The following is a 10277-nucleotide window of genomic DNA, read 5'->3' on the forward strand; positions in this document are numbered from 1 at the left end:
GGCCCCGGAGGTGTTCATGCCAGCCTTCTCCGCTTGGCCGGCTGCGCTTGCCAGACCAGCTCCGCCGGCCAAGCTACCCGTGGCGGAGCGGCCCACCGTGCACTAACTCTACCCTTGGACCACCTCGTGGGGGCCGATCAAACTCACTGTTCGCTGCTAGATAAACTATTAGATGAAGCTCAATTCTTGCCATTCCATCCAAATGTTTCACACATTGTTGATACGATGACCAATACAGAGATATATAACGAAATTTGTCGGATAATTACTAAATCATGCGACGAATTCGAGGCTAACGCTTAGCTTCATGGCACGTCCAAGTGAGCTTTCGGAACGGCAAGACGGTTGATGGCATCAGCGGAGGCCGTGCCAAGTTTGCGGATCTTCTGCTCGAAATCCAGTTGAGATCGCTGCAGGTTAAGGCGATCGCGCGCTAGAGCAATCTGCTCGCGATTTTTCTTGGCATCTGGACGTATAACGGTGGCGCGGATGGCGCGGCTGTGAGTCACGGCTCCTGTGGGAGGAGCCGATGGTCCAGTTCTGGCTGACGGACGAGCAATTTGCGAAGACCGCGCTCGAAGCGGTTCCTATTTAAAAGAACGATGTCGAGCGGCAAGCTCGTTGGTTTAAGTTTTTCACTGCAGTCCTTCAAAACAAATGCTTTCTGCATAATTTTGCTTTCATGCTGAATTATTATGCTAATATAACATATATATCATCAAAATTCTGGAGCTTTAATATGATCAGTAATACTACCAAAACGTCGAAGTTCAAGCAACGTACTCGTCGTGGCTCACGGTCCACCTTCGAACGGCGCTTTCAACCGATCCCGCAATCGTGTGGAGATTATGTCTGTTCGTACGAGGAATTGCCTGCTGATATAGATCCATATCGTGTTTGGACCGTCGTCGAGAGCGAGAATGATTTTTCCATCATACCAGGGATCAGGTTCGTCAACCGCCATTATTACATTCTATGCACAGTGGCATGGTCTGAGGGCGAGCAAAGCCAGCCTGGCTACCTCTATTAGTAGGGCAGCAGGTAGATCAGGCCTGCCCCGGCCGCTTCGATGAGTGGCCGGATGCCGGTGACCTTGTGGGCGGCGAGGTTGTCGATCACCACCGTGTCACCCGGGCGGAGTACGGGCACGAGGACGTCGGCGACATAGGCTCGGAAGCGCCTGCCGTTCGTGGTTCCGTACATCAGCTCATGGGCTAAGGGGCCGCTCGCCCGCAGGGCTGCCGTGACCGCGGTGGTTTCATGGTGGCCGCTGGGAACCGCGATACGGCAGCGTTGCCCGCGCGGTGTACGCGAAGCACATAAGGGAAGGGATGCTCGCGCCTAATTGGCGCGGTGCAGTATACACCCACGGCGCCGTTAGCGGGCACCTGCGGGATGGCGCTGTGGAAGGGGCTGCGAGAGACTGTCAGGCTCAGACCTGCGCAAAGAGATCGAGCTGCTCCACTGCGATGCGGGCCCGCGACCGGGAGGTGGGAGTAGCACGCTTAAGCCTCGATGTCGGACGGCACGGCAGGCCGGTGCCTGGCTTGCCGTAGAGCACGACGCCGACGATCCGGCAGCCATCACCATGATGGAACACGTTCGCGGTGTGCGGCCCAGCCCGTAGGATTTCCTGCACGAGCGTCTCGTCCACGCCCATGCCAGATACCGCCGCCAGCAAACACATCAGCCCGATCTCCTCGATAGCGAAGGACCGGAACTCCGCAGCACGCTGCCGCCAGACCTGGCGCACGGCGCCGACGCTGGTCTGTGGGAACGGGTTAGGAGCCGGTTGTGTCGCTGCGTCGGCGACGAAGGCCGCGATCGCGTGACGCTCGGCGATGTGAGCGGCCTCGAGCAGGGAGACGGCGAGTTGGCGTTGGCTGATCGGCATATCGCTCCGGCGATCTCTCACGGATCACGAGCGGCACCTTAAGGAGGACCGCGCGTGGTGGCGTGCGGTACCCGTCATTATAGAGAGAGCGTCGGTGTGGGCAGCACCGCGAGGCCACACCAGCCGCGCTTGAGCTTAGCCCCTGAAGGCGGTGCTGTTGGCTCGTGCCCGGGGGAAGTAGCTGTAGAAGGTGTCCCGGTTCACCCCGAGGCGCTTGGCGATGTCGGCCACGCTGATCGTGCCCGCCGCCAGCATCGCCCGACCGGCTTCGACGTCGGCCTCGCTCAGCTTCTTCGGCCGGCCACCTTTGCGCCCACGGGCGAGTGCCGCCTTCAGGCCTTCCATGGTGCGCTCACGGTTGAGGTCGAGGAAGTACTCGGCCATGGCCCCATGCATCTGCAGGGCGAAGCGACCATGGGCGGTGGCGGAGTCGAACTGCTCGGTGAGGGAGCGGAAGTGCACGTCCTTCACCCGCAGGCCGTCGATGGTACGCATCATCTCAACGAGCGAGCGACCTAGCCGGTCGAGTTTCCACACGACGAGCACGTCCTCGGGGCGCAGGTAGGCGAGCGCCGCCTCAAACTCCGGTCGCTTGGTCCCGGCCTTCCCGGACTTCTTCTCCTCAAACAACCGCTCGCACCCGGCCTTGGTCAGCGCGTCACGCTGCAGGTCGAGGTTCTGGTCGAGGGTAGAGACGCGGGCATATCCGATGAGCATGTCGGGACAGTGCCAAAACACCGTTTATCCGGCAATAGAAAAACCGACAGTTTTTTCCGACATAAACAGGGCGGTTTTGAGCGGTTCGCGACCCGCCGCTCCGGATCGTCGGGAAAACGGTCGGATAACCGACATCACGTTTAGGTTGCTTTCGACCCATTGCGGTCCCCGGGAGCGTCCGCTTCTAGGCACGTGATGCCACATAGTCAGACGAATGGGTTGCCTGGATTTGCGGCTGTTGGCTTCCATGCCGAAAGTGGACTGAACGGGCGCTAAACCGGATGAAACACCCGCCCACGAGGACACCGGGGATACACCGCACCTTCTTCACGGCTACGCGGGAACCCATCTCAGGGTTATCCGCTGCGGTGCGGTCGGAATGCATAAGACCAGTGTGGAACCAGTCGGCTGGTCCCAGCCGTTTGCATGACGCACCCTGCAGAACGCTTTGGTTCACTCTGCGCATGGCCGCCAGCATACTGAGGCTCAATAAGTGGTGTCCGACTTACCCATATGACGATCGTCGAGATAATCCGGGCGTTCGGCCGCGACCTCCCCGTCGGCATCGTCATTACGGACGCATCCATAGAGCGGCCGGGCCCGACCATCGTCTATGCCAACTCGGCCTTTGGCCACCTCGTTGGGCGAGATCTAAATGAAATCATTGGGCAGACCCCGCGCTTCATGCAGGGCAAGGAAACGCGTCGGGCGACGCTAGATGCGTTCCATCACGCCCTCAGGGTCGGTGAACGTTTCCATGGCTTTCTGACCAACTACCGTGCCGATGGCACCAAATACCGAGCTGAGATCGATTGCCGGCCGCTGTCCAACGTACTTGGCAAGGTCGAAGGCTTCATCGCGTTCGAGCGTGAGGTGGTGCGCCGCATCGGTCGCCCATTTGAAACCCATGGGGGGCGATATGGAGCGGTGTCTACAAGTAACGATCTGTTAGGGGACGCCTTGCGCGGCCTAGGTGTGTTCAGCTCTAGTGAGGCAGATCTCCGCCCTTTAGAGCCGAAAGAAATATTGTGATGGCGCCCTGAATACATGAATTCCATCATTTGATGTATTTCATCAGCGAGTTCGTCGAGCAATTTTAATAAGTAAGTAATGTGTTTGCGCTACTCCAGGCAAAGCAGAGGGGTGATTACCCCGCGATTTATTTCTGACGTATAGATCAAGTTTGATCGAGGGCCATGGCCCTGTCATGCTGTGCGAGACAGAGCTCTGCTGAAGCGGGATCTCGGTATGAGGCCGTTGTAGAGATTTGCCGCACCCTGGGACATGAGGCGACCGCAGCCAGTACGCTGACGGCATGGGGAACGACTTATGACGTCGGCCACAGAAACTGATCGTCTTGACGCACTTCGAAGGTTTGACCTCTTGGATACGGCCCCAGGAGAGAATTTCGACCGCATCACACGCATGGCGAGCCAGATCTTTGGCCTGCCTATCGCCGCCGTCTCATTGACTGATAGTGACAGGCAGTGGTTCAAGTCCAGGATCGGTGTAGAGCACCGGTCGATCACGCGCGAAAAGGCACCGTGTTCTCAGGTAGCCGAGAGCCGTGAATTGGTGGTGATCGAAGACTTCCAGACGGACCCCTACTATCACGATAGCGTTTTGGCGAAGGCCGGCATCCGTTTCTATGCCGGTGCCCCACTTGTCACGCGAGACGGCTTCGGGCTCGGTGCCATGTGCGTCCTGGGGACGTCGCCTCGGCAAGCACACCCATCGGAGTTGGCGGCGTTGCATGATCTCGCCGCTATGGTAATGGCTCAGATCGAGCTGCAGCATGCCTTCGGACGCATCGATCCGATCAGCGAACTGCCGAACCGAACTCAGTTCATCGATGACCTGAGCGACTTTGCTCGTGATCATACACTGGGAGAACGGCGGATCGCGGTCCTAGTGGATTTGATCTCCGTCGATCAGATGAACCATGTCGTGCGCGTTATGGGGCAGGCTGCCATCGATAGTATGGTCAAGACAGCTGCGCGCAATTTCCGTCTGTTGATCGGGCCGCAGCGGAAGGCCTACCACGTCGGCGCCACACAACTGGCAGCTTTGGCTCCCGATGGAATGGATGAGGTCGCATACAGCGAACACTTGACCGTCCGGGCCGAGCGGCTGCGCAAGCTCGGTGGACCCGATGCCATCAGCACGACCGTGATTGGAGTTGCTCCCTTTGCCCTTGGCGATCTACCTTCCACTGACGTGCTGAGGATCGCTCAAGGAGCGGCGCAGGATGCGCGCTCGAAAGGCAAACTCTTTCAGATCCACTCGAATACGCTGGATTACGCATCTCAGCGAAGCTTCACGCTGCTGCGCGACTTCGAGGCGGCTTTGCAAAGCCCCACCGGCTTCCATCTAGTCTATCAGCCCCGCGTCGACCTGATCTCCGGACACTGTGTCGGGGCCGAGGCGCTGATGAGGTGGACGCATCCGACGCTGGGGCCAATCTCGCCGGGTGAGTTCATTCCGTTGATCGAGCGCATGGCCCTGGCCACGCCAACGACCGCCTGGGTGCTGGAGACGGCGGTCTCGCAGATGGCTCGATGGCATACAGCCGGCATGGAGCTGATCGTCTCGGTCAACATCTCCTCGACCAACCTGCACGAGCCCGATTTTGCTTCCCGTGTGAGCCAAGTCCTGGCTCGACATGGTGTCCCGCCTGAGTTCCTCGAACTGGAAATCACCGAGACGGCGGTGATGAACGACGCCGAGCAGGCTTTGCGTCAGCTTAAGGACTTGGCGGCTGCCGGAATTCGGCTGGCGATCGACGACTTTGGTACCGGGTACAGCAGTCTGTCCTATCTTCAGAGGCTGCCGGTGCACGTCGTGAAGATCGATCGCTCCTTCATGGGCGATCTTGATACCGATCCGCGTCAACACTCGCTGGTCACGATGATGGTTTTGATGGCGAAGCATCTCGGCCATCGCGTTGTGGCAGAGGGTGTCGAGAGCCAAGCGGTTCTGGAGCAGCTCCGAACGACCGCCTGCGATGAGGTGCAAGGCTACTTCTTTGCGCGTCCCATGCCGGTGGATGATTTCGTGAGATGGATGGAACGCTGAAAGAGCAAATCCAACAACGTAGGATAGCCGGGATTTAACGCACAGTAGTCGGACTGGGCAGCACCACCGATATCTGCCTTCAGAAACCGGGCAGGCGCCATATCCAGCCGTCCGCTGACACGCTGATAAGAGTGATGTTCATAGCGGATGTCCAACTTGGACCGCGCCATGCCAATAGGTCGTTCCGAGGCCCGGTCGTGCTGTTGGGCTGCTGTTACCAGCACTAAATCTGGTGCCTGGTACCGTCCGATTTCGACCCTCTCCGAAGTTCAGAAGATCTGCTTGCGGGCAGTCCGATCCAGTTCTCTGCCCAATCCTGGCCGAACGCGGCGAGAAGCGGTTTGCATCAGCGAAGCGAGGTGGTTCTGCGGTTTGATCTAACCGCGTACGATCGGAAGCCCATCCACTCGTCGGCAGCCCCCGGCCGCACGGGCTCCTGTGTACCTTTGATGTGCGCACCCTGGTGATCGTCCAAGAGGACGGGATCAGTGCTCAGCCTCCTGAGGTCTCCCAGCGCGCGTCAGGTCGCCTCCTGCAACAGCAGGTCGGTCGGCATCGATATCAGCACGCGCAGGCCTTCGAGTTCCCAGTGGTAGGTGATCTTGCCGCCAAGCTGGCCGCTGACGCTGCGTTGGACCAGGGTCGAGCCGAACCCGGCATGTTCCGGCGGTCGTTCGATCGGCGGCCCGCCCCGCTCGCACCAGATCAGGCTGATGCTCTTGTCGTAGCGGCGACAGCTCAGACTGACGGTGCCTGTATCACCGGACAGGGCACCGTACTTGACCGCGTTCGTCGCCAGTTCGTGGATGATCAGCGCGAGGCTCGTCACCGCCGTGTCGCGGATCGGCACATCCGCCCCATCGAACAACCGGATACGGCGATGCGCGCTGCCGACGCCGTCGTAAGGCATGAGTAAGGTACGCAGTAGCACCTGCAGGGTCTGCGCGGGGCGCGGCGCTGCTTCATCCTGGGGCGGCACCTGCAGGTACTCCAGCGCCCGACCGAGGCTGGTGAAACGATCCCGGAGCGTCCGTGCATACGGCTGAACTGCCGGTATGTTGCGTGCCGACAGGGTGACGAGGCCGTTGACTAAGGCGAAGACATTCTTCAGCCGGTGGCTCAGCTCACGGCAGCACAGGTCGCGGTCGGTTTCCGCCTGAGCCAAGGCGGTGATGTCCCGCGAGACCGCGAGCAGGCCGATGGGATCCCCGTCATCGTCCAACATGCGCGAGAGCGTCACGTCCCAGTAGCGAGCTTCTCCGGAGAGGCCCGGGCGCCAATGGCTGAAGCGGGCGACGCCGGTCTCCCGCACGACTTTGAGCCCTTCGAGAACGGCTGCCCGCACCTCATCCGGCCAGGATAGGGCCCAGAGCTCGCCCTCGTTCTCGGCGGTGTCGCTGCTGCGCAGCTGCTGCAGAGCGGTCGGGTTGGCGAACTGGAGATTACCTTGTGGGTCGAGCACTTCGATGCAGTCCGCGCTCGCCTCAACGATGCACCGGCTCAGGGTCTCGACCGACCACAGGCCGCGCCGTACCGCCTCAATCGTGCCGATATCGAACAGGCGGTGCTGTGGAGGTAACCGGCGCCGAGGTGAACCGTAGCCATTCGGGCTGGGGGACAGCACCAGAGAGAGACGATCCCACAGAGGTTCTGCTGTCATTGCCAGTTCCTGCGCCTTGGTCGCGCATGACAAAGTGTCAAGCTATCGCCAGGCTACGGAAACCGCGCTTTGTCCCTTTATCAAAAGACTATTGCGCGAAACTTTCACGGAAAATTAATCGCCGTTCCGATGGGGGTTATCCAACTATTGTCAGTAAAACTCAGAGAAACCCGCTTTTTGATCGGGTGGGCATCTCCGGTCACTGCCATGGGTAGCACGCTGTAGCTGTGATGTTGCGAGCGCAGCGAGCTGCGCGAGCGTTCCTTGCCCCTTCATCGCCTGCACGGCTTCTTCCGACCCGAGCACACTCAAACCCCGTCGCCCGGACTGGGTGGCGGGGTCTTTTACCGGGCGGATCATCGATCACAGGACAGGGCGCGGACATCCGACGTCGTGCTCGCAGTGTCATCGGTGGATCGGCGAGGCTCGGTCCAGCGTTCCTCCAAGGGGCACCGTTCGAACGGTTACCTCGTTCTCTCGCTCTCCGGGGCGGTCCGATGCAGCAAGCGCTGACGCGGAAGCTTGAGAGCTTCGAACCGCTGTCCGAACAGGCCCGCTGGGCCCTGAACAGGCTGACGCTCAAGGTCCGGCAGGTCGGCGCGCGCCAGGATTTGATCCAGGAAGGCGACAAACCCGACAACGTCCTGCTGATCCTCGACGGCTTCGCCTGCCGCTACAAGGTACTCTCGGACGGCCAGCGCCAGATCATGGCCCTCCTCGTGCCGGGCGATTTCTGCGACCTGAACGTGTTCATCCTCGACGAGATGGACCACAGCATCGGTACGATCTCTGCGTGTAAGGTCGTGGACATCCCCCGTCAGGCCATCGACGAGATCACAGCGCATCACACCAGTATCGCACGCGCCTTCTGGTGGTGCTCCCTGGTCGACGGCGCCGTGCTGCGCGAGTGGCTGGTCAACATGGGTGGACGTGCCCCAGGTCAGCGCATCGCTCACCTTCTGTGCGAATTGCTCATGCGCCTGGAGGCGGTCGGGCGTGTCACCGACAACAGCTACGCGTTCCCGCTGACGCAGACCGAGATTGCCGAGACGATGGGCCTATCCGACGTGCACGTGAACCGGACGCTGCGGGAACTGCGCGCACTCGGCCTGATCCACCTCAAACACCGGATGCTCACCATCCTCGATGTCGAGCGCCTGAAGGCCTTCTGTGGCTTCGCGCCGAACTACCTGCACTTACGCAATACCCGCTGGGGCGAGCGCCGCGACCTGAGTTGGCCCGGCCGCGCTCAGGAGGTCTAGCCGATGTCCGAGCAGGGCAACGTCGAGACGCTGGTCGTGCTGCAGCCGATCGCGGTCGACACCGACAGCCCAGATCGGGACGGCATGCTGGTGATCGCGAACGGCCTGCTCGTTGCGGTTTTGGTCCGCCTCGACGAGCCCGAGCACGATAATGTCGGAAGCTGGTTTCTTGAGGTCGGGTTCGGCCGGCTGCAAGGGAAACGGGCTCCAACCTTCCTGAACCTAGAGGAGGCAACGCGCTGGCTGCGACGACGCCTAGCGCCGACCTGACAGCGTCGGCGCTGCCCTTTGGTTGGGCGATACGAGCTTCTACGCCCTGCTGGAACGCGGTGCCCGAACTTTTTTTAAGCGTGAGGTACCTTCAAAAGATGAGCCAATCGCCAGTATCACACGCCCCCTACGCCCTCGTCGTAGACGATGATGCGCTGATCCGGATGACCGCTATGGACATCCTAGAAGAGGCGGGGTTCCACACCTTCGAAGCCGCAGACGGCGACGCGGCCATGGCTCTGCTGGCTGATAAGCACGCTCTAATCGTTCTGCTGTTCACCGATGTGCAGATGCCTGGGTCCCGCAACGGCTTTGCCGTCGCCCGGGAAACGGCCGGCCAGTGGCCGCACATCGCGATCGTCGTCGCATCCGGGCAGGCTCGCCCTTGCTCCGGCGACTTGCCAGAGGGGGCACGCTTCCTCGGCAAGCCGTTCTCGGCTGAGATGGTCCGGGAGCATATCAAAGAAATCCTGCCGGACGGGCAAAAGCCGGAGCCGCTGCGCGATTAGTGGCTGAGTAAGCCATTTGCGATGCGATCCCTCAAGGGATGTAGGGCCAGCATTCAGACTGGCCCTTCTTGTCGTCGTATCGCCACGACCGCATTTCGGCAAAGCCGATTGGATGCACCCTACGGGCCAGGATAGCGTACCGAGGTAAGGTCCCCCTCTAGACGGCCAAGTTCCAGATGCGGCGTTCCATCATGCAAGCCCTATTGGACACCGCTTCCTTTCGTCCGCTTCGGGATGAAAGGCCAAAGTCCGGTTGCCACCCCAAGCCGAAGTTATCAGACCGCCGACAAACGGCTGCTTTCGGGACGCGCCCATGGCAACCCCGGCGGCCGCGTTGGGTCGGCAGCGGAAAGGCCGCTTAGAGTGGATAATGGCTCCGGATAGTCCGCCCGAAAGCGGACGCGGAGTTCCAATAGGGCAAGCTCAATGGAACTGCATAGCCGGAACTTGACCTTGCCATCAATGATCGACGGTATGAGACCGCTCTTTTGGTTTGGTTGGGGTTGCGTCGCAGTCGTCCTGCCGTTTACGCGACCATAAGGTTTCTGGGTCGTGCTTGGCGCTCGTAGACGAAGGCGCTACAGGCCGCACGGATGACCTCGACCGCGATCGATGGGTTTGCGGCCGAGCTGATGCCGTCCCACCCCAGCTTTCCCCCGCCGGACCGCAACCTATCCAGGATCGGCCTGCCCACCCGTGCTCGTGGCCGGTCGGAGAGATGCCACCTGCCCCTAAATCCTGTCGGCCGGGGCGCAGCTCGCCGAAGAAGCCCACACCCGAGCCGAACGGAGCTGAGCGATGGCAACGGACGCACAGAAGGCGACCGGAATCGCCCTGGTCATCTCCGATGTGGACGGCACGCTGGTGACCGACGACAAGCGGCTCGCCGC

Annotated in this window: 9 protein-coding genes and 1 pseudogene; 5 read left to right on the forward strand and 5 right to left on the reverse strand. The window is 60.7% G+C overall.

Features of this window, described 5'->3' with window-relative positions; translation table 11 throughout:
* Positions 1-305 precede the first annotated feature (305 nt).
* The 4 genes and pseudogenes from MKK65_RS29145 to MKK65_RS29160 all read right to left on the reverse strand — a co-directional run bounded on the left by MKK65_RS29145 (position 306) and on the right by MKK65_RS29160 (position 2611).
* Complete coding sequence (locus MKK65_RS29145; RefSeq protein WP_243961680.1) at positions 306-509, reverse strand: hypothetical protein; 204 nt, start codon at positions 507-509, stop codon at positions 306-308.
* Between the two features lie 520 nt (positions 510-1029).
* A pseudogene (locus MKK65_RS29150) lies at positions 1030-1311 on the reverse strand (transposase); the annotation flags it as partial.
* Positions 1312-1432: 121 nt separating this feature from the next.
* On the reverse strand, positions 1433-1894 hold the full coding sequence (locus MKK65_RS29155; RefSeq protein WP_243961681.1) for a hypothetical protein: 462 nt from the start codon (positions 1892-1894) through the stop codon (positions 1433-1435).
* A 135-nt stretch (positions 1895-2029) separates the two neighbouring features.
* Positions 2030-2611, reverse strand: a complete 582-nt coding sequence (locus MKK65_RS29160; protein ID WP_243961682.1) for a recombinase family protein — start codon at positions 2609-2611, stop codon at positions 2030-2032.
* 513 nt (positions 2612-3124) lie between these two features.
* On the opposite strand from MKK65_RS29160, the gene MKK65_RS29165 reads away from it, so the two are divergent.
* Together MKK65_RS29165 and MKK65_RS29170 are read left to right on the forward strand one after the other, a co-directional pair.
* On the forward strand, positions 3125-3643 hold the full coding sequence (locus MKK65_RS29165) for a PAS domain-containing protein (RefSeq protein WP_243961683.1): 519 nt from the start codon (positions 3125-3127) through the stop codon (positions 3641-3643).
* Positions 3644-3940: 297 nt separating this feature from the next.
* Positions 3941-5686 carry a GGDEF and EAL domain-containing protein gene (locus MKK65_RS29170; RefSeq protein ID WP_279597028.1) on the forward strand — a complete coding sequence of 582 codons (1746 nt, stop codon included), beginning with the start codon at positions 3941-3943 and terminating at the stop codon, positions 5684-5686.
* Between the two features lie 520 nt (positions 5687-6206).
* Here MKK65_RS29170 and MKK65_RS29175 read toward each other — a convergent pair.
* The gene (locus MKK65_RS29175) at positions 6207-7346 is read right to left on the reverse strand and encodes a PAS domain-containing protein (protein ID WP_243961685.1); all 1140 of its coding nucleotides are present in this window, start codon (positions 7344-7346) and stop codon (positions 6207-6209) included.
* A gap of 497 nt (positions 7347-7843) precedes the next feature.
* On the opposite strand from MKK65_RS29175, the gene MKK65_RS29180 reads away from it, so the two are divergent.
* Genes MKK65_RS29180 through MKK65_RS29190 form a run of 3 tightly spaced genes read left to right on the forward strand, consistent with a single transcriptional unit; the run spans position 7844 to position 9387 of the window.
* Entirely contained in the window at positions 7844-8608 is a 765-nt protein-coding gene (locus MKK65_RS29180; protein WP_243961686.1) for a Crp/Fnr family transcriptional regulator, read from the forward strand.
* A 3-nt stretch (positions 8609-8611) separates the two neighbouring features.
* Entirely contained in the window at positions 8612-8878 is a 267-nt protein-coding gene (locus tag MKK65_RS29185) for a hypothetical protein (protein WP_243961687.1), read from the forward strand.
* Positions 8879-8937: 59 nt separating this feature from the next.
* Positions 8938-9387 (forward strand): response regulator, encoded by a 450-nt coding sequence (locus MKK65_RS29190; RefSeq protein ID WP_313902070.1) that lies wholly within the window; start codon positions 8938-8940, stop codon positions 9385-9387.
* The last annotated feature ends 890 nt before the right edge of the window (positions 9388-10277 follow it).

It is taken from the genome of Methylobacterium sp. J-001 (genome assembly GCF_022829565.1).
Taxonomy (GTDB): Bacteria; Pseudomonadota; Alphaproteobacteria; order Rhizobiales; family Beijerinckiaceae; genus Methylobacterium.

Excerpts from the sequence above, each read along its gene's own strand:
- MKK65_RS29155 (WP_243961681.1), bottom strand. The coding sequence starts at position 1,894 with ATGCCGATCAGCCAACGCCAACTCGCCGTCTCCCTGCTCGAGGCCGCT.
- MKK65_RS29160 (WP_243961682.1), bottom strand. The coding sequence starts at position 2,611 with ATGCTCATCGGATATGCCCGCGTCTCTACCCTCGACCAGAACCTCGAC.
- MKK65_RS29165 (WP_243961683.1), top strand. The coding sequence starts at position 3,125 with ATGACGATCGTCGAGATAATCCGGGCGTTCGGCCGCGACCTCCCCGTC.
- MKK65_RS29170 (WP_279597028.1), top strand. The coding sequence starts at position 3,941 with ATGACGTCGGCCACAGAAACTGATCGTCTTGACGCACTTCGAAGGTTT.
- MKK65_RS29175 (WP_243961685.1), bottom strand. The coding sequence starts at position 7,346 with ATGACAGCAGAACCTCTGTGGGATCGTCTCTCTCTGGTGCTGTCCCCC.
- MKK65_RS29180 (WP_243961686.1), top strand. The coding sequence starts at position 7,844 with ATGCAGCAAGCGCTGACGCGGAAGCTTGAGAGCTTCGAACCGCTGTCC.
- MKK65_RS29185 (WP_243961687.1), top strand. The coding sequence starts at position 8,612 with ATGTCCGAGCAGGGCAACGTCGAGACGCTGGTCGTGCTGCAGCCGATC.